General features: G+C 71.5%; 28 protein-coding genes. 15 read left to right on the top strand and 13 right to left on the bottom strand.

Annotated elements, in window-relative coordinates:
- Positions 1–65 precede the first annotated feature (65 nt).
- Entirely contained in the window at positions 66–1,025 is a 960-nt protein-coding gene (locus AC07AL_RS17550) for a pirin family protein (protein WP_363627503.1), read from the bottom strand.
- Positions 1,026–1,231: 206 nt separating this feature from the next.
- Positions 1,232–1,915 (bottom strand): ribulose-phosphate 3-epimerase, encoded by a 684-nt coding sequence (gene rpe / locus AC07AL_RS17545; protein WP_363583217.1) that lies wholly within the window; start codon positions 1,913–1,915, stop codon positions 1,232–1,234.
- 264 nt (positions 1,916–2,179) lie between these two features.
- Here rpe and AC07AL_RS17540 point away from each other — a divergent pair, with 264 nt between their 5' ends.
- Positions 2,180–3,031 (top strand): SCO6745 family protein, encoded by an 852-nt coding sequence (locus AC07AL_RS17540; RefSeq protein ID WP_363583215.1) that lies wholly within the window; start codon positions 2,180–2,182, stop codon positions 3,029–3,031.
- Positions 3,032–3,097: 66 nt separating this feature from the next.
- Here AC07AL_RS17540 and AC07AL_RS17535 read toward each other — a convergent pair whose 3' ends face one another.
- The 3 genes from AC07AL_RS17535 to AC07AL_RS17525 all read right to left on the bottom strand — a co-directional run bounded on the left by AC07AL_RS17535 (position 3,098) and on the right by AC07AL_RS17525 (position 5,309).
- Entirely contained in the window at positions 3,098–3,889 is a 792-nt protein-coding gene (locus tag AC07AL_RS17535; protein WP_363583213.1) for a C39 family peptidase, read from the bottom strand.
- Between the two features lie 69 nt (positions 3,890–3,958).
- Positions 3,959–4,567, bottom strand: a complete 609-nt coding sequence (locus AC07AL_RS17530) for a DUF4188 domain-containing protein (protein WP_478317766.1) — start codon at positions 4,565–4,567, stop codon at positions 3,959–3,961.
- Between the two features lie 112 nt (positions 4,568–4,679).
- Positions 4,680–5,309: a TetR/AcrR family transcriptional regulator gene (locus AC07AL_RS17525; protein WP_363583211.1), complete on the bottom strand. Its 630-nt coding sequence runs from the start codon at positions 5,307–5,309 to the stop codon at positions 4,680–4,682.
- An 88-nt stretch (positions 5,310–5,397) separates the two neighbouring features.
- Here AC07AL_RS17525 and AC07AL_RS17520 point away from each other — a divergent pair, with 88 nt between their 5' ends.
- Positions 5,398–5,856, top strand: a complete 459-nt coding sequence (locus tag AC07AL_RS17520; protein WP_478317750.1) for a hypothetical protein — start codon at positions 5,398–5,400, stop codon at positions 5,854–5,856.
- A 17-nt stretch (positions 5,857–5,873) separates the two neighbouring features.
- Here AC07AL_RS17520 and AC07AL_RS17515 read toward each other — a convergent pair whose 3' ends face one another.
- Positions 5,874–6,590: a Crp/Fnr family transcriptional regulator gene (locus AC07AL_RS17515; RefSeq protein WP_363583207.1), complete on the bottom strand. Its 717-nt coding sequence runs from the start codon at positions 6,588–6,590 to the stop codon at positions 5,874–5,876.
- 237 nt (positions 6,591–6,827) lie between these two features.
- Between AC07AL_RS17515 and AC07AL_RS17510 the strand changes: the two genes are divergently transcribed.
- The 5 genes from AC07AL_RS17510 (at position 6,828) to AC07AL_RS17490 (ending at position 13,975) form a co-directional block, all read left to right on the top strand.
- Positions 6,828–7,607, top strand: a complete 780-nt coding sequence (locus AC07AL_RS17510) for a hypothetical protein (RefSeq protein ID WP_478317749.1) — start codon at positions 6,828–6,830, stop codon at positions 7,605–7,607.
- Positions 7,598–8,350, top strand: a complete 753-nt coding sequence (locus AC07AL_RS17505) for a hypothetical protein (RefSeq protein ID WP_478317748.1) — start codon at positions 7,598–7,600, stop codon at positions 8,348–8,350. Before AC07AL_RS17510 ends, AC07AL_RS17505 begins: the two co-directional genes overlap by 10 nt.
- A complete protein-coding gene (locus AC07AL_RS17500) occupies positions 8,347–8,643 on the top strand; it encodes a DNA-binding protein (protein WP_363583201.1) in 297 nt (98 codons plus the stop codon). The genes AC07AL_RS17505 and AC07AL_RS17500 overlap by 4 nt, the downstream gene beginning before the upstream one ends.
- Complete coding sequence (locus AC07AL_RS17495) at positions 8,640–9,677, top strand: hypothetical protein (RefSeq protein ID WP_478317747.1); 1,038 nt, start codon at positions 8,640–8,642, stop codon at positions 9,675–9,677. The genes AC07AL_RS17500 and AC07AL_RS17495 overlap by 4 nt, the downstream gene beginning before the upstream one ends.
- A 74-nt stretch (positions 9,678–9,751) precedes the next feature.
- The gene (locus AC07AL_RS17490; RefSeq protein ID WP_478317746.1) at positions 9,752–13,975 is read left to right on the top strand and encodes a hypothetical protein; all 4,224 of its coding nucleotides are present in this window, start codon (positions 9,752–9,754) and stop codon (positions 13,973–13,975) included.
- A gap of 70 nt (positions 13,976–14,045) precedes the next feature.
- Here the strand turns inward: AC07AL_RS17490 and AC07AL_RS17485 are convergent, their stop codons facing one another.
- The 3 genes from AC07AL_RS17485 to AC07AL_RS17475 all read right to left on the bottom strand — a co-directional run bounded on the left by AC07AL_RS17485 (position 14,046) and on the right by AC07AL_RS17475 (position 16,941).
- Entirely contained in the window at positions 14,046–15,032 is a 987-nt protein-coding gene (locus AC07AL_RS17485) for an aldo/keto reductase (RefSeq protein WP_363583196.1), read from the bottom strand.
- A 116-nt stretch (positions 15,033–15,148) separates the two neighbouring features.
- Entirely contained in the window at positions 15,149–15,970 is an 822-nt protein-coding gene (locus tag AC07AL_RS17480) for an ABC transporter permease (RefSeq protein WP_363583194.1), read from the bottom strand.
- Positions 15,970–16,941, bottom strand: a complete 972-nt coding sequence (locus AC07AL_RS17475; RefSeq protein ID WP_363627496.1) for an ATP-binding cassette domain-containing protein — start codon at positions 16,939–16,941, stop codon at positions 15,970–15,972. The genes AC07AL_RS17480 and AC07AL_RS17475 overlap by 1 nt, the downstream gene beginning before the upstream one ends.
- A gap of 100 nt (positions 16,942–17,041) precedes the next feature.
- On the opposite strand from AC07AL_RS17475, the gene AC07AL_RS17470 reads away from it, so the two are divergent.
- Positions 17,042–17,776, top strand: a complete 735-nt coding sequence (locus AC07AL_RS17470) for a TetR/AcrR family transcriptional regulator (protein ID WP_363583190.1) — start codon at positions 17,042–17,044, stop codon at positions 17,774–17,776.
- Positions 17,777–17,832: 56 nt separating this feature from the next.
- On the opposite strand, the gene AC07AL_RS17465 is transcribed toward AC07AL_RS17470, so the two are convergent.
- The 4 genes from AC07AL_RS17465 to AC07AL_RS17450 all read right to left on the bottom strand — a co-directional run bounded on the left by AC07AL_RS17465 (position 17,833) and on the right by AC07AL_RS17450 (position 20,915).
- Positions 17,833–19,284 carry a PLP-dependent cysteine synthase family protein gene (locus AC07AL_RS17465; protein ID WP_478317744.1) on the bottom strand — a complete coding sequence of 484 codons (1,452 nt, stop codon included), beginning with the start codon at positions 19,282–19,284 and terminating at the stop codon, positions 17,833–17,835.
- Positions 19,285–19,524: 240 nt separating this feature from the next.
- Positions 19,525–20,265: a hypothetical protein gene (locus tag AC07AL_RS17460; protein ID WP_478317743.1), complete on the bottom strand. Its 741-nt coding sequence runs from the start codon at positions 20,263–20,265 to the stop codon at positions 19,525–19,527.
- An 18-nt stretch (positions 20,266–20,283) separates the two neighbouring features.
- A complete protein-coding gene (locus AC07AL_RS17455) occupies positions 20,284–20,475 on the bottom strand; it encodes a hypothetical protein (RefSeq protein ID WP_350887235.1) in 192 nt (63 codons plus the stop codon).
- Positions 20,472–20,915, bottom strand: a complete 444-nt coding sequence (locus AC07AL_RS17450) for an ATP-binding protein (protein WP_363618340.1) — start codon at positions 20,913–20,915, stop codon at positions 20,472–20,474. Before AC07AL_RS17450 ends, AC07AL_RS17455 begins: the two co-directional genes overlap by 4 nt.
- Positions 20,916–21,085: 170 nt before the next feature.
- Between AC07AL_RS17450 and AC07AL_RS17445 the strand changes: the two genes are divergently transcribed.
- The 7 genes from AC07AL_RS17445 to AC07AL_RS17415 all read left to right on the top strand — a co-directional run bounded on the left by AC07AL_RS17445 (position 21,086) and on the right by AC07AL_RS17415 (position 26,261).
- The gene (locus tag AC07AL_RS17445) at positions 21,086–21,946 is read left to right on the top strand and encodes a helix-turn-helix domain-containing protein (RefSeq protein WP_363618338.1); all 861 of its coding nucleotides are present in this window, start codon (positions 21,086–21,088) and stop codon (positions 21,944–21,946) included.
- The gene (locus AC07AL_RS17440) at positions 21,943–22,176 is read left to right on the top strand and encodes a DUF397 domain-containing protein (RefSeq protein WP_363618336.1); all 234 of its coding nucleotides are present in this window, start codon (positions 21,943–21,945) and stop codon (positions 22,174–22,176) included. The genes AC07AL_RS17445 and AC07AL_RS17440 overlap by 4 nt, the downstream gene beginning before the upstream one ends.
- 20 nt (positions 22,177–22,196) lie before the next feature.
- Positions 22,197–22,430 carry a DUF397 domain-containing protein gene (locus AC07AL_RS17435; protein WP_363618334.1) on the top strand — a complete coding sequence of 78 codons (234 nt, stop codon included), beginning with the start codon at positions 22,197–22,199 and terminating at the stop codon, positions 22,428–22,430.
- Positions 22,431–22,848: 418 nt separating this feature from the next.
- Complete coding sequence (locus AC07AL_RS17430) at positions 22,849–23,775, top strand: hypothetical protein (protein ID WP_363618332.1); 927 nt, start codon at positions 22,849–22,851, stop codon at positions 23,773–23,775.
- Positions 23,772–24,338 (top strand): AAA family ATPase, encoded by a 567-nt coding sequence (locus tag AC07AL_RS17425; RefSeq protein WP_363618330.1) that lies wholly within the window; start codon positions 23,772–23,774, stop codon positions 24,336–24,338. The genes AC07AL_RS17430 and AC07AL_RS17425 overlap by 4 nt, the downstream gene beginning before the upstream one ends.
- Before the next feature lie 16 nt (positions 24,339–24,354).
- Complete coding sequence (locus tag AC07AL_RS17420; RefSeq protein ID WP_363618328.1) at positions 24,355–25,812, top strand: ASCH domain-containing protein; 1,458 nt, start codon at positions 24,355–24,357, stop codon at positions 25,810–25,812.
- The gene (locus tag AC07AL_RS17415; RefSeq protein ID WP_363618326.1) at positions 25,809–26,261 is read left to right on the top strand and encodes an arsenate reductase/protein-tyrosine-phosphatase family protein; all 453 of its coding nucleotides are present in this window, start codon (positions 25,809–25,811) and stop codon (positions 26,259–26,261) included. The genes AC07AL_RS17420 and AC07AL_RS17415 overlap by 4 nt, the downstream gene beginning before the upstream one ends.
- The last annotated feature ends 242 nt before the right edge of the window (positions 26,262–26,503 follow it).

Here is a 26,503-nt window from a genome sequence, read left to right as displayed (position 1 = left end):
ACACCGAGCCATTGATGCTCTCGCCCGTAAGTACGACCCTACTGCTACGTGCTTGAACGCTCTCCTCAGCGCACGCGCCCCCGCGCCTTCAGCGGAAGGGCGGGGAGCTCCGGCGCCCGCAGCCGGTCGCCGGCGTAGCCGTGGACGTCACCGAAGCGGGCGGTGGACATCCAGTCCTCGCGGGCCCGGGTGATCTCCTCGCCGGACCGGCCGATGAAGTTCCACCACATGAGGATCTGCTCGTCGAAGGGTTCGCCGCCGAGGAGGAGGACGGCGGCGTCGGTGCGGGCGTGGAGGGGGAGTTCGGGGCGGCCGCAGCCGAGGTAGAGCATGGAGCCGGGTTCGACGCGGACGCCGTCGACGTCGACGCTGCCGGACATGGAGAGGACGGCGTACTCGAAGTCGGGGACGAGCGGGAGCTTGAGGTCGGCGCCCTCGGTGAGGGCGAGGTCGGCGCCGACGAGGGGGGTGTAGGCGGTGCCGGGCGAGGTGGCGGTGTCGAGGGTGCCGAGGATGACGGTGCCGTGCAGGCCGGGGGCGGTGACGACGGGCAGGTCGCCGTGGTGCTCGAAGGTGGGGGCGGTGTGCCGGTGGGCGTCCGGGAGGGCGACCCAGAGCTGGGCGCCGTGCAGGTAGCGGGCGTGCGGGCGCGGGGATTCCTCGGAGTGGGAGATCGCCCGGCCGGAGGTCATCAGGCCCAGTTCGTACGGGCGGACGGTCTGGAGGCTGCCGAGGCTGTCGCGGTGCAGCACCTCGCCCTGGTGGAGCCAGCTGACCGTCTGGAGGCCCATGTGGGGGTGGGGCGGGACCTGCATGCCGGGTTCGTCGGCGATGTCGTCGGGTCCGTAGTGGTCGACGAAGCACCAGGCGCCGACCATCCGGCGGCCCAGGTTGGGGAGCAGTCGGCGGACCATCGTGCTCTCGCCGAGCTGGACCTGACGTCCGGTCAACAGATCCTTGACCGGTCCGGTGTCGGCCTCGCGGCCGCAGGTGGTCGGGGAGGGCTTGCGGTCGAGGTTGCTCATGTGCGGTTCCACCACCGTGCGGAGAGGGGCCGGGCGAGGGGCGTTCGCCAACGATCATCCCTGACGACCGCTGGATCCTCCACCCCTCGCCGGGCGGGCCAGGCCGGCCGGGCCCCTGGATGACGGCCGGCCCGGCCCCTGAACAGCCCCGTCTCTGAACGGCCCGGCCCCTGAACGGCTCCGTCTCTGAACGGCTCCGCCCGGGCTCAGTGCCCGCAGGCCCACCAGGCGTCCGCCGAGGCCTTGGTCGCGAGCTCCCGCAGCTTGCGCACGGCCTCGGCCGGGTCCTCGGCCCCGTACACCGCCGAGCCGGCCACGAACACGTCGGCGCCGGCCTCGGCGCAGCGCTCGATGGTGCCGGCGGAGACGCCGCCGTCGACCTGGAGCCACAGTTCCAGGTCGTGCTTGGCGATCAGCTCCCGGGTGCGGCGGATCTTCGGCAGCATGATGTCGAGGAACGCCTGGCCGCCGAAGCCGGGCTCGACGGTCATGATCAGCAGCATGTCGAGCTCGGGCAGCAGGTCCTCGTACGGCTCGATGGGCGTGCCCGGCTTGAGGGCCATGGAGGCGCGGGCGCCCTTGGCGCGGATCTCGCGGGCGAGGCGGACGGGCGCGGCGGCGGCCTCGACGTGGAAGGTGACGGAGCCGGCGCCGGCCTCGACGTACTGGGGGGCCCAGCGGTCCGGGTCCTCGATCATCAGGTGGCAGTCGAGCGGGATGTCGGTGGCGCGGGCGAGCGACTCGACGATCGGGATGCCGAGGGTGAGGTTGGGGACGAAGTGGTTGTCCATCACGTCGACGTGCAGCCAGTCCGAGCCCCTGACGGCCTCGGCCTCGTCGGCGAGCCGGGCGAAGTCCGCGGACAGGATGCTGGGGTTGATCTGCGCCATTACCGACTACCTTCACACGAGGGTTCACTGGAGGGCTGCGGCGTCCCGGGAGCGGGCACCTCGTCCCATCATCTCGCGCCGCCGCCCCGCCGGGCGCACACCGGGACCTCCCCGTGACCGTCATCACACCCGGTCCGGGATTACCGTGGCCGCCGCCGTGGTCATCAGCACTGAAGCGGCCCGCGCGCGCCCGATCCGTCGGCGCCCGCCGAGCCGCCCCGTCCGGCCGGGTTCGCCCCGCCCCTCTCCGAGGAAGGTCCTTCGATGGCCGATCTCGTCCACCCCGCCCGTGCCCTGTGGTGGCTCTTCGAACCGGTGCACTCCGTCACCTACTTCCTGCCCGAGAGCCGCGAGGCCTACGAGGCGGCCGGACTGCACGGCGGCTGGCGCGGCTACTTCGCCAGCCGGTCGGCGCCGCTGGGTGCGGTGGACGCGCCGCCGGTGATCGCCGCGTTCTTCAGCTTCTCCCCGGCGATGGTCGAGCGCGCGCTGCCGGAGGTGTGGACGCACGCCAGCCCGGAGGAGGCGCTGGCCGCCCGGCTGAAGGGCTCGGCGGGGGCGCTGGCCCGGCTGCTGGAGCACGTGGACCCGGCGCAGGTCGAACTGGTGGTGGAGGCCCTGGAGCGGGCCGCTGGCCGGCTCGACTGCGTCGGCCGGGTGCTGGCCGCCGCCAACGCCGCGCTGCCCCGCCCCTCCGGCCTGTACGAACGGCTGTGGCAGGCCGCCACGGTGATGCGCGAGCACCGCGGGGACGGCCACGTGGCGGCCCTGGTGGCGGCCGGCCTGGACGGGTGCGAGGCGCTGGTGGTCCGGTGCGCGATGGATGTCCGGCGCGAGATGCTCCAGCCGATGCGCGGCTGGACGGACGAGGAGTGGGACGCGGCCGCGGCGCGCCTGGTCGAGCGGGGCTGGCTGACCACGGCGGGCTCGGTGACCGAACTCGGCCGGATCCGGCACCAGTCCCTGGAGGCCGCCACCGACCTGGCCGCCGCGCGGGTCTGGGAGGACTACCCGCGCGCCGAACTCGACCGCCTGGCCGCCGCGTTGAAGCCGATATCGGCGCTCTGTCGCAGCCAGCTCCCGGTCAACCCGGCCGGCCTGCCGGACAACCCCTGATCAGCCCCTGATCAGCCCCCGATCAGCTCCTGATCAGGGGCTGATCAGGTCCCGACCAGCCGCCGGTCAGCTCCCGACCGGTTGCTGGTCGGGAACCGATCGGGCGCCACCCGCGCCACCCGCGCCCGGCGGGCCGAGGACGATCCCCCGCCCGGCGTAGAAGCGCTCGAACGACCGCCACGGCACGTGCGCGAAGGACTGCGACTCCCCCGGGAATCCGGACGGGTTGTGGATCACCACCGCCGTGTCCGTGGCGCCCACCACCAGCACCAGGTGTCCGCCCCGCCGCACCGGTGCCGGACCGGCCGGCTCCCGGATCGCGGGATGCACCGACACCATCACCAGCCGCCCGCCGGCCACCTCGGCCGCCAGCTCCGCGGGCGCCAACTCCCGTGCCTGCGCGGCCAGTCCCCACCGCCGCCGGACGTAGTCGGCGAACGGCGTGTGGATCAGTCCGCGCAGGCTCTCGCCGTCCCGGACGTAGGCCCCCGCCGCCACGCACTCCCCGGCCAGCGTGAGCGCCGGCGGCGCCAGGCCCCACCAGTGGTCGAGCGCCATCCGCAGGCAGGCCACCCCGCACAGCCGCCACGACCACCACGCGTACTCCTCCGGGGTGGCCGCACCGGACTGCCCCCACCGAGGGTCCTCGGCCGCGTCGACCTGCCCGTCGATGATCACCCGCACCAGTTCGGCCGACTCCCACTGCGCGTGGTACGGCACCTCGTGCACCACCGGCCCGCCCGTGGGTGCGCCGCCCGCCTGTGCGCCCGCCGGTGCCCCGGTCGATGCGCCGGTCGGCGCGCCCGCCCGTACACCTCTCGGCGCGCCCGCCGGCATCCCGCCCTGCTCCTCCGCCATCCCCCGACGCTCTCACGCCGCAGCGCCCGGGCCGACCCGCGACACTCCCTGAGCGCCCGGTGAGCACCCCTACTCGGGCACCCGCTCCCCCGAGACCTCCTTCGCACCCTCCTTCAAGCCCTCCTGCCGGCCCTCCTTCGAGCCCTCCCGCCGGCCCTCCTTCGAGCCCTCCTGCGGGCCCTCCCCCGACCGGTAGGCCAGCCGCTGCGACGCGCGGCGCCCGCGCGCCTCGAGCGGCAGGGAGCCGGTGGCGCCCGCGAGACCGAACGGCGGCATGTCGAAGTAGATCGACTCGTACCCGCCCTCCGGCACCACGTACGTCTCGTGCCACAGCCCGACGTGCCGACGGGCCTTCCCCTCCCGCATTTTGCGGTTGACGATGCCCCAGACGCTGTGGTGGAAGCCGTCCGGCGCGCTCGCGTAGCCGTACAGCTTCTCCTTCGACTCCCAGTACTGGACGACGTAGTACGTGCGCGGCGAGGCGGTGAGCAGGATCCGTCCGCGCAGGCCGCGTTCGGGGCTGCGCCCCAGTTCGTACAGCATCCGGAACATCGCGAACATCACCGGGCCCCAGTGGTGGACGGCCCAGAAGCGGTTGATCCGCATGCCGATCAGCAGCACCACGGTGTCGCCGGTGGCGCCCGCGGTGGTGTAGCCCGGCGTCGGCTTGGCGAACATCGATCGGACGAACGTCGTTCCCATGGACATCTCAGCCTCCCGCACCCCATGTAATCGGTGATTACATCAGGGCCGGGAAACCCGGTCAAGGCTCACTGCACGCACAAATCGGTTACTGCGAAGGAAGGTTGGCGATTCCCTGACCGAAGGTGTCGAGCACCTTCCCGGCCAGCTCCTCCGCCTCCTCCTCCGGCAGGTAGCCGTCCACGATCATCTGCGCCAGCCCGAACACCAGCGCCTGCCCGGCCAGCCCCATCAGCCCCGGATCCCCCGGGCGCAACCGGCCCGCCTCCTGGTCCGCCACGATCAGACCGGTGAACGCCCTGTCCATGCCGTCCAGTTGATCCCGCAGCTCCGGCTCCCGCGAGGCCACGAACACCCGCGAACGCACCAGATCGAACCGGTGCGGATGGTGCAGCGCGTACCGGACGAACCCGAGCCCGACCGCCCGCATCACCGACCCCCCGGCCGACCCCCCGGCCGGATCCACCGCCGCCACCTCGGCCTCCTGGCACCGCGCGAAGTCCGCCAGCACCCGGTCCGCCAGCGCCGTCAACAACGCCTGCCGGTCCGCGAAGTGGCGAAACGGCGCCCCCGCCGACACCCCGGCCCGCCGCGCCACCTCCCGCATGCTCACCTTCTCCTGCCCGTACTCGTCCAGCAGCTCGAACGCCGCGGCGACCAGCGCCTCCGGCAGCGATCCGTGGTGGTACGAGCTGCGCCCGCCAGGCCGTTCCGTCATGCCTGCCTTGCTACCACAGCAGGCCGCCCCACCAGGAAACCGTCACCCCACCGATCGGAGCCCCATGCCCACGCCCGCACCTACGCCCATGCCTATGCCCACGCCGGCCTCCACCCCCCAACCCGCCTCCCGCGCCGCCGCCTTCGCCGCCGCCTACGCCCTCCTCCGCGCCTCCGCCACCCTCGCCGACCACTGGATCCAGACCGACCACCAGGCCGGCACCAAGGGCCGGCCCACCCCGGCCGGCCGCCGCGCCTGCACCGCACACGTCGCCGCCTACACCGCCACCCAGGCCGCCGCCCTCCTCCTCGGCACCCGCGCCCTCGGCCTCCGCCCCAAACCCCGCCGCCTCCTCGCCGCCCTCGCGCTGTCCGCCGCCACCCACTACCTCGCCGACCGCCGCGAACCCCTCCGCCGGGCGGCCGACTTCACCCGGCGGGGAGACTTCGTGCGGCTCGCCGACCACGGCATGAACGGCGCCTACCTCCTGGACCAGGCCTGGCACCACGTGTTCGAGACCGGCGCCGCCCTGATCGCCGCGACGTGACAACGGCCGTCAACCGCTCACGACAGTCCGCCGAGCCGCGCGGCGGCGGCGCGCAGACCCTCGGGGTCCTCGACCACGAGCCGCCCCCGCCGACCGGCCAGCGTCCCGCCGAACGGCGTCACCGACACGACCTGCCGTACCTGCTTGGCGCCGATGCCCAGGCAACTTGCGAGATCCCTTTGGACAACCGGAAGTTGGACGTCATTCGCCACACTCCGCGTAATCCCCTCCTCGTGGTCGAGCAGCGGCACAAGGACCCATGCGACCCGGGCCCGGTTGTCGCCGGGCTGCGCCAGCATCTGGGCCTCCCAGTGTCGGCCGGCGATGTACGACGAGATCGCCAAGCCGTAGTCGCGCTGGAAACCGGGGCTCCGAAACGTCTCCCCGGGCACGATCGCCACCTCACAGTCGGTGTACGCCGTCACCGTGGCCGTCCGCACGCCGAAACCGAGCACGGCGAGGTCCCCGATGAGGTCGCCGCCACGCCGGAAGGCAAGCAGCCGCTTACCGGCACCGGCACGACCCCCGATCTGGTCGACCCTCACCACACCTCTGATCACGACGATCACGAAGGCGCCCACGTCGCCCTGCCCCACCAGCTTCCGGCCCGCCGGAAGCTTCCTCCGCTCGGTGCCCTTGAGGACGCCGTTCCACGCGGCCGGGCCCACGAGCGCCTGAAAGGTCCGGTTCGGGCCCATGAGCAGCCCCGACGAGGAGTTGTTGCACAAGTTCATGGCGGGAGATTAGGGGAGCGATCGCCAACCAAGGCCCGGGTAGGACGAGTTGGCGCATGAGGCGCGATCCGCCCGGCACCGGCTGCTACCCTGCCGCGCCCCTTCGCCGGCCACGAACGAGGTGTGGCGCAGGACACACCGCTAAGGGGTCGCGGGCCCCCTAATCCTCGCCGGCCGACCGCAGACTCTTCGTCGTCAGCCCGGCGACCGCCGAACCTTGCGTTCCTGGAGACCGCCATGCCCGAACCCCCGTCACTCCCCGGCATCGTCAGTCGGCCCCTGCCGCCGCTCTCCGGCCTGCTCTGCGTCGACCTGAAGGGCTTCACCAGTTTGCCCGGCGCCGTCCACGCGCCGGTCAGTGCCTACCTTGAGGAGATCCTGGACGCCGCCCTCACCGCAGCCGGCCTCGACGACCTCCGGACCACAAAGCGGTTCACCGTCAACTCCGGCGACGGGGTCACGTTCGGCTTCGATCCCACACTGCTGGGATTCGTCGTCCACCCCTTCCTCGACCGCCTCGACGAGAAACTCGCCAAGCACAACGCCGATTCGGGCCACGTCCGACTGCGGATGCGGGTCAGCGTCCACTCCGGCCACGTGGCGCCCGAAGGCGTACCCGGCGAGGGGAACGGGCCCGCGAGGAACGAACTGCACCGACTGCTCGACTCCCAGGAGGTCAAGGCCGTCCTGGCCAAGGCCAGCGAGGAGACGACGCACCTGGTGGCGATCGTCTCCGACCGGGTGTACGAGGACGCGGTCGTGTCCCGGCACACCGGCCTGCACCCCGACCGGTTCCGCCGCATCCTGGCGACCGTCCCCGACAAGGAGTTCGCCCGTCGGGCGTGGCTGTACATCCCCACCCCCTCAGGCAACCTCCTCATCGCCCCCGACAGCGCCCCACACCAGCCGCCCAGGGAAGTCGGAAGGCTTTCCCGAGCGATCAACCGCTTTCACTCGGCGCTCAAGCCCTACATCGACCCGCACCGTTCGACTGGAGGAACCGCCCCATGGCTCTGATCACGTACAACAGTGTGCTCGACGTCATCCACCAGCGGGTGACCAGCGCCACCCATTTGCGGCCGAACGCTCTCCAGGTCGAGGTCGGCGGAGCAACCCGCCTCCTCGAGCTGCCGCAGGCGCGCGCAGCCCTGTACGAGCAGCCGGTTGACGAGTCGCTGCGCCGCGAGATCTGGCGTCGTGCCGTCGCACTCGCTCAGCACGACTCGCTGGCCATGGCCATCGGTTCGACGGAGGTAGCCGGGTGGGTCGAGGCCGTGGTCTGGCTCGCCCTGCCTCGGCTTCAGCGGGTCGCCCGCCAGGCCTCCGCCCGGCTGGGCGCGGACCGGCGCGATGTCGAATCCGAGGTCATGCTCGCCCTGATCGAACGGCTGGCCGAGGTCTCCCCGGACGACCCCGACGTCGGCCCGCAGCTGCTCAAGGCTGCGGGCCGCCGGGGATGGGACTTCGCCCGCCGCTCGGCCTCGGGCGGACGGCCGGTCGAGGACATCGTCGCGGTGGCCGACGCCCGCACCTCGGAGTCGACCGAGGACCTGTGGGATCTCGCGATCACCTCGCCGGACCGCCCGGACGGCCTGACCGCACCGCTGCGCCTCTCCTCCCGCTCGGCGATCGAGGGCGCGCGGCTCGGCGAACTCGCCGACCATCTCGGCCTGCGCGAGGTCGTCCAGCACGCCCATCGGCGCCGCCGGGGCCCGCGGCTCGGGACGCTCCCCCTCCGCCCGGCGGGGGCCGACCGATGACCACCCACGCCCAGGGGGCACTCACCTTCCCCGAGCTGTTCGGGCTCCCGCTGGCCGTCGACCTGCGGACCGCCGCGCGCGCGTTCGGCATCTGTCTGGGCACCGCTTACAACCTCGTTCACCGCGGAGTCTTCCCCTGCCCGGTGGTCCGCGCCGGGCACCGCTACCGGGTGCCCACCGTCGGACTGCTCAGCGCCCTCGGCATCGATGAACTCCCCATCTATGAGGATGACTTGTCCCACCTGACAATTGCGCCACCGCTCCCGGGGCTCAGCTGGAAGGACCTCGCATGATCGCTGCGGCCACGGTACCCAAGCCCAGTGTCCCGGAGCCTTCCCAGGGCCACCTGACCTGTGTCGTGATCGGTCCCGCCGGGGACCGCAACGCGTACGACGCCGGCCTGGAGGTCTACCAGCGGATCGTCCGCCCCGCCTGTGCCGCCCTCGGTCTCCGGCCACTCCGCTCGGACCCTGCCCAGCCGGACGAGCTGCGCTACCGGCAGGTACTCGGGGCCGATATCGTCATCGCCGACGTGACCGACGGCAGGCCGTCCGTCATGTACGAGCTCGGCCTGCGCCACACCACCGGGCGGCCCACCCTCCAGATCGGTGAACGCAATCGGCAACCGCCCGGCCTTCCACGCACTGGCAGGGTCGTGTTCGAGCGATCCGAGACCGGTCTCGCACACGCCCGCCGGGATCTCCAGGGCGCACTGGTCCGAGCCCTCCGGGACGGCTTCACGCCGTTCCTCCCCGTGCGGATCCTGCTCGGCCTCCGTTCCCGGCAGGAGCCGACGCCGACCGCCGTCACCACCCCGACCAACCTCTTCGCCACGTTCCAGACGACCATGCCCCCACTGACCGAGGGCCTCAAGGCGGTCACCGGGCTGGTGAACGACATCGCCGCGCTCGCCGAGGAGCTCGTGCCGGACCTGGCCACCGCACCGGACGGCACGGCAGCCGAACGCCTCAGCACCGCGATCGCCCGCCCCGCCGTGGAACTCAGGTCCTGCGCTGCGGAGTTCGCCGCACTGATCCCCGACATCGATGCCGCCGTACACACCGCGCTCAGCAGACTCGACCACCATCCACAGACCCGCGACAACATCCAGAACCGTGACGTCGCACGCCAGCTCACCGACATGTCCCGGTTCGCCCGCGAGGCTCTCGAAACCCTCCGGCTCCTCCGCATCACCCTGGACTGGCTCACCACCACCGCTCCCACTCTCCACGGGCCGGGCCGAGACATCGCCGCCGCGCTCGACCTCGTCACCGATGCCATGGCCCAGGTCGAGACCTGGGACCGCATCGCCCGTTCTCTGGCGTGACCTGAGGCGCGGGGGCCGTCGGTTCCCCGCGCCGTCCCCCTCCACAGGCCAAGCTCCGCGGAAAGGACTGCGAATTGCCTCTCGGAGTAGATCTCACCCGGCTCCGTAGCGACCTCGGGGCCGCACCGGCCCAGGTGTTCGAGAAGCTCTGCGTCCATCTCTTCCCCGCGATCCTCGAACGCGACTTCGCCCCCGCCATCGCCGGGACGCTGCTGGCTCTCCGGCCCCCGGACGGCGGACTGGAGGCCTGCGCGCGGCTCGCGGACGGTCGGATGGTCGGGATCCAGGCGAAGTACCACGGAAAACTGAGCTCCGCGCTCGGTGCCGTGGACGAGTCCATCAAATCGGCCCTCACCCACCACCCTGACCTCACCGACCTCCTGGTCTTCCTCCCGCAGGACCTCACCGCCGGGGGAGGCGCCGCACCTGGCACGAAGCAGTGGCGGGCCGCGGCCGAGCGGTGGGCGGCGCAGGTCGACCGTGCGCGCCCCGGTTCGCCCATGCGGTTCCTCGCCTACACCAGAAGCGATATCGAGCGCGCCCTCGTATCGCTCGCCGAGGAGGCCATTCCGGCGTACTTCGACCCCGCCTACCTGCGGCTGTCCGACCTTCACCGGCACGCCGCGGCCGCCGCCCGCACCGTTCGCCGCCATCGGGGACGGGTCGACATCCAGCCTCCGCCGCTCGCCACCTTCCTGTCCGACGCCCTCGCCGAGCTCGACGACCCTTCGGCACTCGCGAACCGGCTTGCCGAGACCGCATCCGTCCTTCGGGTATGGGATGGCTGGCGCCCGGCGCTCGACGACCTGCCCGCACCGTCCGCCGGTCCGGCAGCGCAGGCCGGCCGGAGATGGACCCGTTCCGACAGCGACCGCGCCCTCTGCGCCGAACAGCTGGACGCGACCGCGAACCTGCTCAACACGGAGGGCCGAACCGACCCGCAGTCCGTTCGCAGACAGATCGACCAGGTGCTCCAACTCTGCGGCCGGGTGACCGAGAGCATCACCGCCATGTACGACGAGCTGCTGGCCGCCGTGTGCGCCGCCAAACCGTTCGACTCGCTCCCGTACGTGCAACGCGCTTCCGTGGGCCGTCTGCTCGCCGCGCTCGACGACCTCCAGACCTGCGGGCACCGGCTCCGGACCGTATGCGACGACCCCGCCCTCGCGGCCCGACAGACCGGCGCCCTCCTCGTCGGCGGCGGTTGGGGAACCGGCAAGTCCTACGGGCTGGGCGGCTGGGTCCAGGAACGCATCACGGACGGCGCGCCCACGGCCTTCGTCTGTGGACACGAGTTCGGTCCGGACGAGGCTTTCGAGGCCCAACTCCCCCATCGGGTCTCACCCGGCACCCGGGCCCACGGCCTGCGCGACCTGCTCGCGGCCCTCCAACAACAGGCCCTGCTGACCGGCCGTCGCGCCGTGCTCGCAATCGACGCGTTGAACGAGGTCCGCTGCCTGCACGGGGACGTCCGGACGGCGTTCGCCTCCCTGGCCGAACTGGTGCGGCGCTACCCACTGGTGACACTGGTCGGCACCGTCCGGATGGACACCCGGCCGGCCGGCCCCGTGGGCACCTCGGAGGCGGCCGTCACCCGGGTTCATGGCTTCCTCTGGAATCCCGGGATCTCCCGCCCAGGCCAGGCCTGGCGGGTGTACCAGGACATGTACGGGCTCCCGGAACTGCTGCTCCCGCCGGACGTCTCCGAACTGCGCCGACCGCTGATGCTCGCCGTGCTGGCCTGGTGCCTGCACCGCTCCCCTCAGCCGGCCCCTGGGCCGATCGTCACACCGACCGTCGGCGACCTCTTCCAGTCCTGGCTGCTCATCCTCGACGGCGACTACGCCGCACACCTGGACGCGGCGCACGCGCTCCGCGCCGGTCCGTCGCCGACCCCGGCGCCCCTGGTCACCCTCGCCTGCGAGGTCCTGTCCGAGCAGGTCGGAGAGGAGGGCACCCTCGAATACCGCGCAGCCTGCCAGGTGCTGGCAGACACTCCCGGATTGAGCGATCCGGCCGTGCTCCTGCGCTGGCTGGAGAACGCGGGCGTACTGGCCCTGGATCCGAACACCCGGCACGTCCGCTTCGCGATCCAGCGGTTCGCCGAACACGTCCGAGCCGTGAACCTGCTTCGTGGCCGACGTCCCTCCAGGGCCGTCGCCCGGATCGTTCACGCGGCGCACCGGGCGCGCGACGGCGATCCGGAGTCCGGCCAACGTGCCGACCACCAAAGGATGCTGGAGGCGCTGGCAGGTGCGACACCGCATGTCGTCGAGGGCGCCGAGCTGTCGGACCTGGTGCCCCGTCGACATCGGTCCCTCGTCGCCGGCGCGGTTCTGGAGTCACTGGAGGGCCGGGACCCGAAGCGGGCCGGCCGCTCATCCCGGGCCTTCCTGATCCGGCAGCTTCGCGACCCCGGGTCCGCCCCGAATGCGCTGTACTCCATCCTGGTGAACGCGACCTGCCACAAGCACCCGCTGGGCGTGGAGTTCCTGCAGGATCAGCTGACCGCCTGGCGCCGTAGCCGGTTTGAGCGCCGATTCGCGGGGCCCATCGTCGACCTCCTCGCCGATCCGAACGGAATCGCCCTTCTCCGAAGGCTCGTCCACTGGGCCGAATCCATCGGCCCTCGGGGCGACGCAGTGGTCGAAGAGGTCACCTCTCTGCTGCTCTGGCTCTCCGGCGTCGGCCACCACAGCTTCCGCGACGCCTGCATTCGCACGGCGGCGGACCTCTGGGTGAACCGGCCGGAACTGATCGGCCGACAGCTCACCCGATCGGGCCACCACCGGGACGAACTCGTGGCGGAGGCGACTTGGCTCGCCGCATACGGGGCCCTCGCCCGCAGCTCGCCCACGGGCTCGGACCACCGGATCACGGATCCGATCACAGCTGCGATCACGCGTGCGATCGCTTGGCCGCACCTGCGCATCCACGACGCGGTCCTCGCCGTCCGGGGGGTGCTCCGCCCGGACGCCATCGCAGACAGCACCTTCCCCGCCGTCCCTCTGCGCCGCCCGCGTGTAGCGGTCCTCCCCTTCGGCAGCCGAATCATCGCGCGGGCGGCCTCGACGCTCTCCTGGTGTCCGTTCGAGGAAGAAAGCCCGAGGCCCCGTCAGTCCTGGCTGGCCTCTCGGGCGTGGTTCCTCACCCTCGGACTGCCCAGCCGACTTCTCCACAGAACCGACGCCGGGGAGTTCGACACCTCCAGCCCCGCCGTGGCCAAGGCCCTCCAGCGTGCTCAACAGGAGTGGTTCGCCGAACAGGCCACCCGTGTCCTGCAGACGGCGTCCCCGCCGGATCCGGAAGAACAGGAGGAGGCCCGATACTGTCGGCGCGCCGTCGATCCGACTCTTGGCGCAAGGTGGAGAACCCGTCTCAACACCCTTGCACGATCAGAGAACTGGTGGACACCGCCATTCTCGGCCGCCGAGGCGCGGGCCTCGACGGTCGGACCTCCGGCAGCTCTGACAGAAGTGCTCATCCGTTCCGATCCCACCGGCGCACCATGGCTGCTGCTCAACGGCCTCCACCACCTGCGCAGCGAGGAGGACCAGCCGAAGGAGGATCTGCCACGTCTGCATCTACCGCCGCACATCATCCGCCTCACCGACTCCTGGCGGCATGCCTCGCCCGCGCACCGGATCCCCCGGATCCCTCCCGTGCTGCGGGTCGAGTCACACCTGGTGCCACGGAGCGCACTCAGCGGGGCGTTGACGCAGGGCGACGGCGTGCCGAGGCGGCTGCGGCCCCTGGAGAGCTGGCCGGGCCACAGCTTCCTGGCGGAGTACTACACCCGACCCGAGTTCGGCGTGCCGCGCGTCGACTGGTCTGCCCCGCTGCCGACCGTCGTCAATCACCCGGGGAGCCAAGCCGGGCCGCCGGCGTACGGGCGCTTCGCCGACCCGGTCTCCCAGCCCGTCCCAAGCCGCCGGCTCACGGAGGCGCTCAGGGGTCACTGGACCGGCCACCATCTGGACTTCACCGACCCGTCCACAGGTGGCCTCCTACTGACCGATCCCGGGTTCGCCGGCGGAGGGCCCAATGCCATCCTCCTCGCAGGATCCGCCGTCGACCGCCTGCCCGGGGACGACAGCGTGCTGCTCTGGGCCGTGACGCTGGTCGACCCAGGTGAGGCGCGGGCAGCGAGCTGGTCGTCGTACTGCGTCCTCGACTCGGGTTCGGTCCACACACTGCCGTGCCCCGGGCCATCGACTAACCGGAGGGTACCGGCGACGAGATGGCCGCAGCTGGGCCTGACCGACTGGCCCGACGCCTCCTCGAACGGCGCCGGTTGACCTCGCCGATGTCCTGCCCCGCTGTCCTGCCCCGGTCGTACCGCCGGGGCAGGACAGCGCCCGTGCGCGGCTACCAGGCGTAGTCCTCCGGGGCCGGCTGGTGGCCGGGGAAGAGTTCGTCGAGGCGGTCGAGGGTCTTCTGGTCGAGCTTCAGGTCGAGGGCGGCGACGGCGGCGTCGAGGTGGGCGGGGGTGCGGGGGCCGATGATGGGGGCGGTGACGGCGGGGCGGGTGAGGAGCCAGGCTAGGGCGAGGTCGGCGGGCTCGGTGCCGAGGTCGGCGGCGAGGTCCTCGTAGGCCTGGAGGCGGTCGCGGTGGGTGGCGAGGAGTGCGTCGGCCTGGGGCAGGGCGCCGCGGACGCGGGTGCCTTCGCGTTCCTTGCGGAGGATGCCGCCGAGGAGGCCGCTGCGCAGCGGGGACCAGGGCAGCAGGCCGAGGCCGTAGTGCTGGAGGGCGGGGATGACCTCCAGTTCGATGGTGCGGTCGAGGAGGTTGTAGAGCGACTGTTCGCTCACCAGGCCGAGGAAGTGGCGGGAGCGGGCGGCCTCCTGGGCCTGGGCGAGGTGCCAGCCGGCGAAGTTGCTGGAGCCGACGTAGATGATCTTACCCTGGGCGACCAGGACCTCCATCGCCTGCCAGATCTCCTCCCAGGGCGTGTCCCGGTCGATGTGGTGCATCTGGTAGAGGTCGATGTGGTCGGTGTTCAGGCGCCGCAGGCTGGCCTCGACGGCGCGGCGGATGGCGAGGGCGGAGAGCTTGCCCTCGTTGGGCCAGTCACCCATCGGCCCGTACACCTTGGTGGCGAGGACGGTGCGTTCGCGGCGGCCGCCGCCCTGGGCGAACCAGCGGCCGATGATCTCCTCGGTCCGGCCCCTGAGGTTGCCCTCGCTGTCGCGGCCGTAGGCGTTGGCGGTGTCGAAGAAGTTGATGCCCCGCTCGTGGGCGGTGTCCATGATGCGGTGGGCCTCGGACTCCTCGGTGTGGGGGCCGAAGTTCATGGTGCCCAGGCAGAGTCGGGAGACGGTCAGGCCGGTGCGGCCGAGGTGGGTGTACTCCATGGCGCCCACCTTCGACCGTACCGGCAGCGGTGTCCAGCACATTCCGTCAGACGAAACGGGTGAGCGGACGGACTTACGGACGGACGGACGGACGGATGAACGACCGACCGCCCCGATCAGCGCCCGTGCGTCGCGAACTTCCGTACGGCGAGCGGCATGCAGAGCGCGAGCAGCAGACCGCTCCAGAGCACCGAGGCGAGGACGGCGTGCTGCATGGGCCAGGCGTCGCCGGCCGCCGAGGGGTTGCCGAAAAGTTCGCGGCAGGCCTGGACGACGGCGCTGACCGGGTTCCAGTCGGCGACGACCCGCAGCCACCCGGGCATGCCGCCGGTGGGGACGTAGGCGTTGGTGACCATCGCGATCGGGAAGACCGCGACGGAGAGTTGGCCGGCGGCGTCCTCCTTGCCGATGGCCAGGCCGAGGCAGGTGCCGACCCAGGTCATCACGAAGCGGAAGAGCAGCAGCAGGGCGAACGCGCCCGCCGCGTCCCCGGCGCCCTCGCGCACGCGCCAGCCGGCGGCGAGGCCGACGAGCGCGAGGAGGGTCAGGACGACGACGCTGACCAGCAGGTCGGCGAGGGTCTGCCCGAGCAGCAGTCCGGTGCGGGAGACGGGCATGGAGCGCAGCCGGTCGGTGATGCCGCGGCCGACGTCGCGGGCGGCGCCGACCATGGTCACCATGACGCCGTTGGTGGCGACCATGGCGAACAGGCCGGGCATCAGGAACTCGCGGTAGTCGCCGCCGCCCGGGATCCGCATGGCGCTGCCGAAGACGTACCCGAAGACCACCACCATGATCACGGGGACGCCCAGCGAGGCGGCCAACAGGCCTGGCGAGTGGCGGTAGTTGAGGAGGATGCGGAGCATCGACGTCCAGGTGTCGACGGCCAGCCGGGCGGGGCGGGACGGCATCGGCGCGGGGGCGTACACGGCGGCCATCAGGCGGCCCTCCTCAGGGTTTCGGCGGATTCGCGGGTGAGCGCGAGGAACACGTCGTCCAGCGAGGGGGCCCGTACGGCGGCGTCCTCGGCGGTGATCCCGACGGTGTCCAACTCCCGTACCAGCGAGGGCAGCAGGACGGACACGCCGGGCTGGGTCAGCACCGTCACGGTCCGTTCGGCCGCGTCCACGTGCGCGTCGCCGCCCGAGAGGGTGGACAGCACCACGGCGGCGGCGGCGAGTTGGGCCGGGTCGGCGAGGGTGACGGACAGCTGACTGCCGATCGCGGCCTTGAGCCGGGCCGGTGGGCCGGTGGCGATGGCGGCGCCGTGATCGACGACGACGATGTCGTCGGCGAGCCGGTCGGCCTCCTCCAGGTACTGGGTGGTGAGCAGCACGGTGGTGCCCCCGTCGGCCAACTCCTTGACGGTGTCCCAGATTTCCTGACGGCTGCGCGGGTCGAGCCCGGTGGTCGGCTCGTCGAGGAAGAGCACCGGGGGGCTGGTGACCAGGCTGGCGATGAGGTCGAGGCGCCGGCGCATGCCGCCGGAGTAGGTGCGGACGAGCCGGTCGCCGGCCTCGGTGAGGTCGAAGCGTTCGAGCAGTTCGTCGGCGCGGGCACGGGCGCGGCGGGCGCCGAGGCGGTGCAGCCGACCGAACAGGTGGAGGTTGTCGCGCCCGGTGATGCCCTCGTCGACGGCGGCGTACTGCCCGGCGAGGCCGATGGCCCGGCGGACGTCCTCGGCGGCGCTGACGACGTCGTGGCCGGCGACGCGGACGGTGCCCCGGTCTGGGGCGACGAGGGTGGCGAGGACGCGGACGGCGGTGGTCTTGCCGGCGCCGTTGGGGCCGAGCAACCCGCAGACGGTGCCGGCGGGAACGGCGAGGTCGAGGCCGCGGAGGGCCTCGGTGGTCCCGAATCGTTTCTCCACGCCTGCCATCTCGATGGCGGGTCGGGCGGTGTCGGACATGGCTCTGCCCCTTCTCTAGGTACAGCGTACGTAGAAGCGTGGGTCAGATGCTACTACGTACGTCGTACGTATCTAAGATGGGGGGCGAGGTGATCACCCAGTGCCGTCCAACGAACCCCCCAGCACCAGCGAGCGCCCGGCCGCCCCCGAGGCGCCCGAACTGATCTGGCTGCGCCCCGAACGCACCGGCCGCGGACCGAAACCGGCCCACAGCCGGACGTCCATCGCCGCCGCGGCCGTCGAGATCGCCGACGCGGAGGGCCTGGACGCCGCCTCCATGCGCCGGGTCGCGGCCGCCCTCGGGGCGGGCACCATGTCGCTCTACAACTACGTGCCGAAGAAGGAGCACCTGCTCGACCTCATGCTCGACGCCGTCACCGCCGAGTACGAGCTGCCGGCCGCGCCGAGCGGCGACGTCCGCGCCGACCTGGCGGCGCTCGCCCGCCAGCAACTCGCCATCTTCCGCCGCCACCCCTGGCTGCCGGCCCTGGTGCTCGCCCGCCCGGGCATCGGCCCCAACGCCCTGCGCTACACCGACCACTTCCTCGCCGTCACCGCCTCCACCGGCCTGGACGGCGGCGCCCGGATGGAGGCCATGGCCCTGTTCAACGGCTTCGTCTGCCAGTACGCCCAGTACGAGCAGACGGCGGCCTCAGGCGCCAAGTGGCAGGCGGAGCTGGTCGGTTACCTCACCCGGGCCGCCATGAGCGGCGAATACCCGCACCTGGCCCAGGCGTTCGCGGCGTCCGGACCGCCCTCCGATCCGGACGCCGCCTTCGACCGCTCGCTGGACCGGGTGATCACGGCCATCCTGGCCCCGCCGACGCCCCGCTGAGCCCGCTGAGCCCGCCGAACGGCCCCGCCCTCAGGCCCCGCCCCCAAACCGCGCCCTCAAGCCCCGCCCCCAAGCCGCGCCCGCGACAGCACCGCCACCGCCCGCCCGTCGACCAGCACCAACACGGCCTCGTGCGCGCCCCCCAGCGCCGCCCGCGCCTCGGCCGGCGACTGCCCGACGCCCACCGCCGGCAGCGCCGGCCCGAGCAGTGCGCCCAACGGACCACCCGGCGAATCACCCGGCGATTCACCCGACGGACCGCCCAACGGATCGCCCGGCTTGGCGCCGCCGTCCGCGAGCGCAGCCGCCAGCACCGCCCGCGACACCGAGCCGACCACCTCCGTCGCGCTCACCCCGTACGGCCTCGCCGCCCGCGCAAGCACCACCGGCGCCACCCCGTCGGGCACGGCGCGCAGCGTCTCCAGTGCCTCGCCGACCGTCGCGCCGGCGTCGACCGCGACCAGCGGGCCGGCCCCGGCGAGCAGCGACCGAAGGCTGTTCGCCGACTCCGACTCCGCCTCCGACTCCTCCAGAAATCCCCACTGTCGCATCCAGTCGTCGCTGTGCACCTTGGACAGGTAGGACCGCCCGGAGTCCGGCAGCAGCACCACGACCAGGTCGTCCGGCCCGAGCCGCCGCGCGACCCGCAGCGCCGCCGCCACCGCCGTGCCCGAGGAAGGACCGGCCAGGATGCCCTCCTCGCGGGCGAGCCGACGGGCCGTCAGCAGCGACTCGCGGTCCGGGATGCGCTCGAAGGCGTCCACCACCTCCGAGCGGTAGGCCTGCGGCCAGCGGTCCTCGACGGTGCCGGGGTGGAGGAAGTGCCCGATGCTCTCGACGAACCACGGGCTGCCGTCCCCGCCCCCGTACATCGAGGACTCCGGGTCGGCGCCGATCACGGTCACGGAGCCGCCGGACACCTGCCGGAGGTACCCGCCGGTGCCGGTGACGGTCCCGCCGGTGCCGACGCCCGCGACGAAGTGGGTCACCCGGCCGCCGGTCTGCTCCCAGATCTCGGGACCGGTGGTGCGCACATGGGCGTCAGGATTGGCCAGGTTGTCGTACTGGTTGGCGAGCCAGGCGCCGGGGATCTCCTCCACCAGCCGCTGCACGACGTTGAACAGGTGCGCCGGGTCCTCGGCGGGCACGGCCGTCGGGGCGAGCACCACCTCGGCGCCGTACGCCCGCAGGATGTCGGACTTCTCGGGCGCCGACTTGTCGGACACCCCGGCGATCACCCGGTAGCCGCGCTGCCGCCCGACGATGGTCAGCCCGATGCCGGTGTTGCCGGAGGTCGCCTCGACGATCGTCCCGCCCGGCCGCAGCAGGCCGTCCCGTTCGGCGGCCAGCACCATGGACAGCGCGGCGCGGTCCTTGACGCTGCCGCCGATGTTGAGGAACTCGGCCTTGGCGTAGATCGGCGCGGGCAGCCCGGCGCCGAGCCGGGCGAGGCGGAACAGCGGTGTCCCGCCGATCGCGTCGAGTACGGATTCGTGCACTGCGGCCATCACGGCCTCCTTCGATCGGTGTCCGCCCGAGCCTGCCCGAACGCGCGGTCAGATAGTCGCTGGCAGCCCCGGATCGTCGAGGCCGGGCACGCGAGGGTTCTCGACCGTAAAGGGGCGCGAACAAAGGCGCGTGGTACCTCTTGCGCGCCCCTCGGATTTGCCGCGCTCCAAAGTGCGCAACGGTGCGGCCCGCGCCCGCCCCACCGATCGGGGTGTGTGCGGAGAGTGATCGGCGCGCGATCAGATCAGCGGGTCGAAGAGGTCGCGCCCCCAGTGGCCGAGCCAGGACGCGGTGGTGGACCACCGGCCCTGACCTTCCACACCTTCCGTGGACTCGTCGTACGGCAGCACGGCGGTCGGGGCGAGCCAGCCCTCCCCCGGGTCGATGCGGACCCGCAGCAGCTTGAGCGGCTTGCGCAGGGCGACGAACATCCGCAGGTCGTCGGTGTGGGGGCAGTGGGTCTCGTAACGGTCGTGGACGGTACGGCAGATGGACTTGATGTCGGTGTCCGCGAGCAGGAGGTAGCGGCTGCCGGGGCCGAGGTTGACGCAGAGGCGGCGGCGGGCGGTGTCGCGGTCCGGGTACGGCAGGTTCTGGTGGTTGTCGACATGCAGGCCGAGGCACAGGCCGTTCTCGGGCAACCGGTGGGTGACCAGCTCGCCGGGCGGGTCGTCGGCCTCGTCCAGGGCGACGTGCAGCGGATCGCCGAGGAGGTCGACGAGCGCGGCGACGGTGTGGACGTCGGTGACGGTCCCAGGGAGGCGGAAGAACTCGACCAGGCCGCTGTCCTTGGTGAAGGGGCCCGGCGCGTAGCGCTCGGGGTGGTCCTCGGGGAGCGGGGACCAGTCGCCGGCGGGGACGACGGCTCCGTTCTCGTAGTCGGGCTCGCCGTGAACTCTGCGGACGTTGCCGATGTCGCAGCGGGCGCGGAGGGCCGCCGGGTCGCGGAAGGCGATGGCGGCGGGGTGCATGGTCGTCATGGGGTGAGCGGCCTCGGTTCAGTCGTTGTCGTCGTCGGAGTTGTCGCTGTGGCGGTTGATGCCGGTCATCAGGGCGGCGGCCAGGGTGGTCCACCAGACGACGTCGGCGGTGGCCGGCTCGCGCGGCGGAACGAGGTCCGAGGCGAAGCAGGCGAGGGCGAGGCTGGCGGCGGTGATCGCAGCCGTGGTGGCGAGCTTGATGACGCTCAACTTTCGGGCGAGGGAACGTTGCTGTTCGCGGTACGGAGGACGCGCGCCCAGACGCGCTTGCCCGTGCCGCACCGCGCGACCACCCCGAAGTCGACGGCGAGCCGGCGGGCGAGTTCGATCCCGCGGCCGCACTCGTTGAAACGGCCCGGACGCCGCTCCAGGAGCGGGAGGTCGCTGCGGGGGTCCCAGACTTCGAGGCGGCAGTCGCCGTCGAACTCCTGGAGGTAGAGCCGGACTTCGCCGTCGCCGTGACAGGCGTGGACGACGGCGTTGGTCACGAACTCGGAGGCGATGAGGACGAGGTCGTCGACCGGGTCACCGACCCAGCCCCAGGAGGTGAGCTGGTCACGGACCAGGCGGCGGGCGGTACGGACCGAGGTCTCGTGCTCGGTGAGGGTGGTCTCCCAGGTTCGGAGGACCGGGTTACGCAAGGTGGACATGAGTCACCCCACACCTTCAGTGGCGTGTTCGTGCGGTCACAGTGAGTGTGGGGCATGTCAATTCGAACCTGCAACCCGAACGCCACAACAATTCCGTGGATCTTGAAACGAGTTGAGCCACCTGCGCATCATGGCGAGACTGGACCCACACTCAGAGGGAGGGGCGCCACTTGAGCAAGGACCTGTCAGCGATCAGGCAGATCCGCCTCGGCGACGAGCTGCGCAACTGGAGGCTGTACAACAACAAGACCTTGACCGAGGTCACGGAGGGCCTGAAGGGTTGGAACGCCGCTCGCCTCAGCAGAATCGAGCGTGCCCACCAGCAGATCAGCGGCGCCGACCTGAAGGTGCTGCTGGACCACTACGGCATCACTGGCCAGGAGCGCGAGGACTTCGAGAGCCTTCTCAGTGACGGTCCAACCAAACAGTGGTGGCGCAATCTGGACTTCGCCAACTCGATCACCGCTGCGTTCGCCGAGTATCTCGCGCTTGAGTCTGACGCTTCACATATGCAGGAGTACTTCCTGTCAGCGTTTCCCGGACTGCTCCAGACCGAGGGCTACGCGAAAGAAATGATCGCGGCGGGTCTGAGCGCTCCCAACGAGGAGCAGATCGAGACTGCTACCGAAGTCCGGATACTGCGTCAGCGCAGGCTGATCAAGGAGCCGGTTCTCAACTTCGAGGCATACTTCGGCGAAGTGGCTCTCCTGGTAGCCGGTGACCAGAAAGTGCTCACTGACCAGATTCGCCACACGATCAAGGTAGCCCAGTACCCCAACGTCGCAGTGCACATGGTTCCCCTGAGCGCTGGACGCCAAGGCATTCTCACCTCGGGGCTTGTTCTCATGCGGTTCCCGGACGAGCCCGAGGACGGCTTCGTCTTCGTCGAAGCAGTCGGAGGTATGCTCCCGCGTAGAACCGGACGCGATGTGCGGCGAGCCGAGCGGGCATTCGCCCGAGTCAAGCGGTGCGCGCTGTCTCCAGAGGAGACCATCGCAGCCCTTGAGCGCAAGTTGGAAGAGTTGACGTGACCGAAAAGCGCGACCCGTACAACCACGATCCCGCCTCTGCCGCCTGGGTCAAGTCCCCCTTCTCCGGGGACGACAACGGCAGTTGCGTCATCATCGCGCGCTTCGACAACGGCGACATCTGGCTCGGCGACGACAAAAACCCGAACCGCCCCCACCTCGCCTTCGACCAGGCCGAATGGACCGCCTTCATCCAGGCCATCGAAGCCCGCGACCCCCGCTTCACCGCCTAACTGGCCACCGGGAGGCCCACATGCCCGACCGGCACGACCCCTACGATCACAACCCCGCCGACGCCGACTGGACCAAGTCCCCCTTCTCCGGCGACTCCAATGGCAACTGCGTGATCATCGCCCGCTTCCCCAACGGCGACGTCTGGCTCGGCGACGACAAGAACCCCGGCCGCCCCCACCTCGCCTTCGACCAGGCCGAATGGACCGCCTTCGTCCAGGCCATCGAAGCCCGCGACCCCCGCTTCACCGCCTGAGCCCACCGCACCACCACCCCACCAGGGCCCGTCCGCCACGGCCGGGCCCTGGTGCTGTCGCGACTCGTTGCGCGACGGCCGTGCGGTCGGATCATCAGCACGATGCGCTTCTCAGGGTGCGCGCGTACGGCGGGTGGCCGGTCGGGGGAATGAACTCGGCCAGGGCGGCGAAGACGTGGAACACCTGCCGCCTGCCCGGGTGATGGTGTCCAGGCGCTCGTGCAGCACGGCGGTATTTTCGATCTCGAGTCGGCGACCTTCGTTCAACGAAGGCTCTTGACGCCCGACGCGAAAATAATCGACGTAGCGTCAACTCCCTTCACCAGACTGGGTGTTTTCTGGGCACACTACTGGGCTCTTTCTGGGCACCGGTGCTTCACTGGATTCCTCACACCGAGGAAGGGGTGAGCCACCGATCATGACGACCGCCGTCGAACAACGATCCGCTTCCCTGGCCGAACGTGAAGCGTCCGGCCTGACCGAAGAACTGCGCCTGCTGGCCCGTAAGGGCCTGCCGTTGGAGCCGGGCGGCGACTGGCCACGGCTGACCGCGCTGGCGAGCGTCACCGCGAGGGCCGGGGAGGACACCAGTCCAGCCGCCCGCACCGAAGCGCTCGACTGGGTGCTGCGTCGCGTCCTGGCACGGCTGGAGCCGGAAGGGCTGCGCGGGCCGGCGAAAGCCCTGTTCGGCCTGCCGCCCGCCGTGGCGGGCTCGAACCTGACTCTTCGCCGCGAAGCCGCGGCGACGGCGGCGGACCGCGAGGTCCACCACTTTCGCAAGCGGGTCGAGCCGCAGCTCCTCACCGCGCTCGCCCACGCGCTGGAGCGGGACGCCGCTGCCCAGTTGAAGCCCTGGGCGTCCCCGCCACCGGTCCGCCCCGGCCGGCGCCGCCGGCTGCTGCCGCGCGACGTCTTCGCCTGGGAGGCCTCCGAGCACGAGGAAGCCCTCACGAGGCTGTGGGCGTGCGTGTACGGGCTGCGGGCCGAACTGCTCGCCGTCGAGCGTCAGGCCAGCATGGGCGACCAGGGCGAGGCCACCGCGGCCTCCGACTCGGCGCTGTGGCGCTACGGCCAGTTGCAGGCCGAGGCCCGCCGCTACCGCGCGGCCTACGGCGCCGCGTTGCTGCCCGACGGCGAAGCCGCCCCGCACGAGCTGGCGGCGCTCGCCGGCTGGACCCCGAAGCTCTCGCCGATCGAAACCGCGTTGGTCACCGACGCGGCGTCAGCAGCCGGTACCCACCTGTTCATGCTCGCCGTCCACGCGGCCCCCGGCGGCGTGGACCTGCTGACCACGTGGCGGACCGCGCTGACCGCCGGTCCCGAGGAAGAGGAGACGGCCCTGTGAGCACCCCGCACGACAGTCCCAAGGGCACGGCTCGCCGCTACGTCATCACCGGCGGCCCCAGTGCCGGCAAGGAAGCCATCTTCGAGGCCATCGCCGCGGCCGGCCTGCCGGCCACCGAGGGCGAGCCGGCACGCGAGATCTACCGCGCGCACCGCGAGCGTCTGGGCCGCCACCTGGAGGTCGGCGACCGGCGCGACTACTCCCGCGAGGTTCTGCGGGCGTTCGTGGACGAGTACTGCGCGCACAAGGCGGGCCTGCGGTTCTACAACCGGGGCATCCCCGACGGCTACGGCTGGGACCGGTTCTTCGGCCTCTCCCCGTACCCGGAGCTGGAGGAGGCCACCCGGATCTACCGCTACGACACCGTGTTCGTCCTGGACCCGCTGTCCACGTTCGAGGACGAGAGCGACGTGGTGTTCGCCAAGGACCGCGAGATCAGCCGGGTCCACGAGCTGATCGTCCAGGGCTACTACGACGCCGGCTACGAGCCGGTGTTCGTCCCCGCCGACGAGGCGTCGGCCCGCCTGGAGTTCATCCGCGCCAACCTCCGTCTGCCGATGTAGAGGAGAACCACCCGCGATGCCCGAGCACACAGCACCGACCCTGATCTCCCCGAACAGCGTCCTCGCGAACGCTCTCCTGCGCACCGTCGACATGATCCGTCCCCGCGTGCAGGCCATGCGCCCGGCCCGGATCGAGTTCGTCGTCGGCACGCAGATCAACGGCGCACCGCACCTGGGAACCAACCTCGTCCAGTCGAGCGCGTTCCTCCTCGCCCAGCAGGCCCGCCGTACCTTCAGGGTGGACACGGCGGTCCGGTTCTCGGCGCTGGACAACGCGCCCTACGACATCACCCTCGACCCCGAGACCCACCATGCCTACCAGCAGACCTACTTCCACGCGCTGGGCAAGGACGGCGTCACCGACCTGATCGGGGGCTACTACCGGCCCTTCTTCGACTCGCTGAGCGACGCCACCGACGTCGAGTACGCCACCGAGACCTACACCGACCAGCAGGCGAGTCCCGCGTTCCGCGCGGAGTTCCTGCGCACCCTGGAGGTGCTGGACGACCTGCGGTGGTGGCTCAACCCGTCCACCGGCGTCGTCCACACCCGCCTGCCCTGCCCCGCCTGCGGCTGGGCGGAGAAGCGCGCCGAGCGCACCCGCCTGGCCCGGCTGGACGACGCCGGCGCCATCTTCACCGCGGTCTGCCACGACCACGGCAGCTACGAGCTGTGCATCGACCCCGTCGACGGCGGCTACCTCGACCTGGCCACGCTCTACCGCAACCTGGTCAAGGAACGCAGCTTCGCCCGGGACACCACCACGCTGCACGTGATGCTCAAGGGCGGCGACTGGGCGTTCGGATGCCAGCTCGTGGACGGCGCGCTCGCCACGCTGGGCACCCCGGCCGGCGGCATGCCGGTGCGGATCTTCACGCCGCAGGTGCTCTCCGACTCCGGTGGCAAGCTCTCCAAGTCCCTGATACGAGCCGCCGGGGGACCTTCCGACTTCCCCGGCGTCGAGCCCTGGATGCTCTCCACCACCGACTGGCCCGGCACCACCGACGGTTATGTGGACGCGCTCCTGTGGCTCGTCGGCGGCCTGCTGGCCGACCCCAAGCACTTCTTCCGCTCCTTCACCGCTCAAGAGTTAGGACGACTCATGACCTCGCGCCCTGCCAACCTCGCCACCGCCACCCGCGCCCGCGACATGCCGATCTACAAGCGGTACTACGACCTCATCGCCAACGGCTCCAAGACGATCGAGGTCCGCGTCGCCTACACCTCGATGCTGCGGATCAAGGCCGGCGACCAGATCCGCTTCACCTGCCGCGACGAGAACACCCTCACCCGGGTCAAGCGCGTCAGCCGCTACAACAGCTTTGACGAGATGTTCGACCACGAGCGCGCCGAAGCCATCAACCCGACCGCCGGACGCGCCGAACAGCTTCAGGCGATCCGGGAGATCTTCCCTGCCGAGAAGGAAGCCCTCGGCGTGCTCGCCATCGAGGTCGAGAAGGTGTCGGCCCGGTGAGCGCCGACGGCCAGGCTCGGCGGCCCCGAAGGCTCCTGACGGTCTGCAAGGGCGGCCACTGCCGGGCCCCGCTCGCCGCCGCCGTCCTCGCACACCACGGCGGGCCGGCGGTCGAGACCCGGGCCGCCGCCATCAGGAACTGGCACCTCGGCGAGGGCGCCCACCCGACCATGGTCGCTGCCGCCGCCCGCGCCGGCTACGACCTCACCGGCCACCGGGGCGTCCAGGTCAGCTCCGAACTCCTCGACTGGGCCGATGTCGTGCTCGCCATGGACGGCGCCGTCCTGGACGCGCTGCGCGAACTCGCCGACGCCGGCACCGCGCCGAAACTGGCGCTCTACCTCGAAGGCCACGACGTCCCCGACCCGTGGAAGCAGCCAGACGGGGCATTCACCACCTGCGTGACGGTGATCGAGGCTGGTGCCGAACAGCACCTGGTCGCCGCGTAGGCGGCAACACCGAGTACGTCGAAGGGCGGTCCCGGCTGTCCAGGCCGGGGCCGCCCTTCGACGTGCGGGCTGTTGGCCTGCCACCGGCGCTTCCTCGGCCACCTGCTGTCCGGGCACGGTGATGCGAGGGCCGAGGTCCAGGCGGGGGTTCGTGTCGAGCTCGAACCTGTATGGTTCTCTCGCCAGTTCGGCGAGAGAACCATACAGGTTCACGTGCGTCCAGAGCAGCGGCGACAGGACCG

The sequence above is a fragment of the Kitasatospora sp. NPDC043949 genome, assembly GCF_056435365.1.
Note: the sequence above shows the minus strand (reverse complement) of the source record. Positions and strands in the feature narration are given on the sequence as shown.

Bases quoted from the DNA above. Each gene is read 5' to 3' on its own strand.
- AC07AL_RS17535 (WP_363583213.1), bottom strand. From the start codon at position 3,889: ATGGCGGAGGAGCAGGGCGGGATGCCGGCGGGCGCGCCGAGAGGTGTA.
- AC07AL_RS17475 (WP_363627496.1), bottom strand. From the start codon at position 16,941: ATGTCCGACACCGCCCGACCCGCCATCGAGATGGCAGGCGTGGAGAAA.
- AC07AL_RS17530 (WP_478317766.1), bottom strand. From the start codon at position 4,567: ATGTTCGCCAAGCCGACGCCGGGCTACACCACCGCGGGCGCCACCGGC.
- AC07AL_RS17505 (WP_478317748.1), top strand. From the start codon at position 7,598: ATGGCTCTGATCACGTACAACAGTGTGCTCGACGTCATCCACCAGCGG.
- AC07AL_RS17435 (WP_363618334.1), top strand. From the start codon at position 22,197: ATGCCCGACCGGCACGACCCCTACGATCACAACCCCGCCGACGCCGAC.
- AC07AL_RS17520 (WP_478317750.1), top strand. From the start codon at position 5,398: ATGCCTATGCCCACGCCGGCCTCCACCCCCCAACCCGCCTCCCGCGCC.
- AC07AL_RS17495 (WP_478317747.1), top strand. From the start codon at position 8,640: ATGATCGCTGCGGCCACGGTACCCAAGCCCAGTGTCCCGGAGCCTTCC.
- AC07AL_RS17525 (WP_363583211.1), bottom strand. From the start codon at position 5,309: ATGACGGAACGGCCTGGCGGGCGCAGCTCGTACCACCACGGATCGCTG.
- AC07AL_RS17420 (WP_363618328.1), top strand. From the start codon at position 24,355: ATGCCCGAGCACACAGCACCGACCCTGATCTCCCCGAACAGCGTCCTC.
- AC07AL_RS17550 (WP_363627503.1), bottom strand. From the start codon at position 1,025: ATGAGCAACCTCGACCGCAAGCCCTCCCCGACCACCTGCGGCCGCGAG.
- AC07AL_RS17485 (WP_363583196.1), bottom strand. From the start codon at position 15,032: ATGGAGTACACCCACCTCGGCCGCACCGGCCTGACCGTCTCCCGACTC.
- AC07AL_RS17515 (WP_363583207.1), bottom strand. From the start codon at position 6,590: ATGAACTTGTGCAACAACTCCTCGTCGGGGCTGCTCATGGGCCCGAAC.
- AC07AL_RS17510 (WP_478317749.1), top strand. From the start codon at position 6,828: ATGCCCGAACCCCCGTCACTCCCCGGCATCGTCAGTCGGCCCCTGCCG.
- AC07AL_RS17450 (WP_363618340.1), bottom strand. From the start codon at position 20,915: ATGTCCACCTTGCGTAACCCGGTCCTCCGAACCTGGGAGACCACCCTC.
- AC07AL_RS17500 (WP_363583201.1), top strand. From the start codon at position 8,347: ATGACCACCCACGCCCAGGGGGCACTCACCTTCCCCGAGCTGTTCGGG.
- AC07AL_RS17480 (WP_363583194.1), bottom strand. From the start codon at position 15,970: ATGGCCGCCGTGTACGCCCCCGCGCCGATGCCGTCCCGCCCCGCCCGG.
- AC07AL_RS17540 (WP_363583215.1), top strand. From the start codon at position 2,180: ATGGCCGATCTCGTCCACCCCGCCCGTGCCCTGTGGTGGCTCTTCGAA.
- AC07AL_RS17430 (WP_363618332.1), top strand. From the start codon at position 22,849: ATGACGACCGCCGTCGAACAACGATCCGCTTCCCTGGCCGAACGTGAA.
- AC07AL_RS17465 (WP_478317744.1), bottom strand. From the start codon at position 19,284: ATGGCCGCAGTGCACGAATCCGTACTCGACGCGATCGGCGGGACACCG.
- AC07AL_RS17460 (WP_478317743.1), bottom strand. From the start codon at position 20,265: ATGACGACCATGCACCCCGCCGCCATCGCCTTCCGCGACCCGGCGGCC.
- rpe (WP_363583217.1), bottom strand. From the start codon at position 1,915: ATGGCGCAGATCAACCCCAGCATCCTGTCCGCGGACTTCGCCCGGCTC.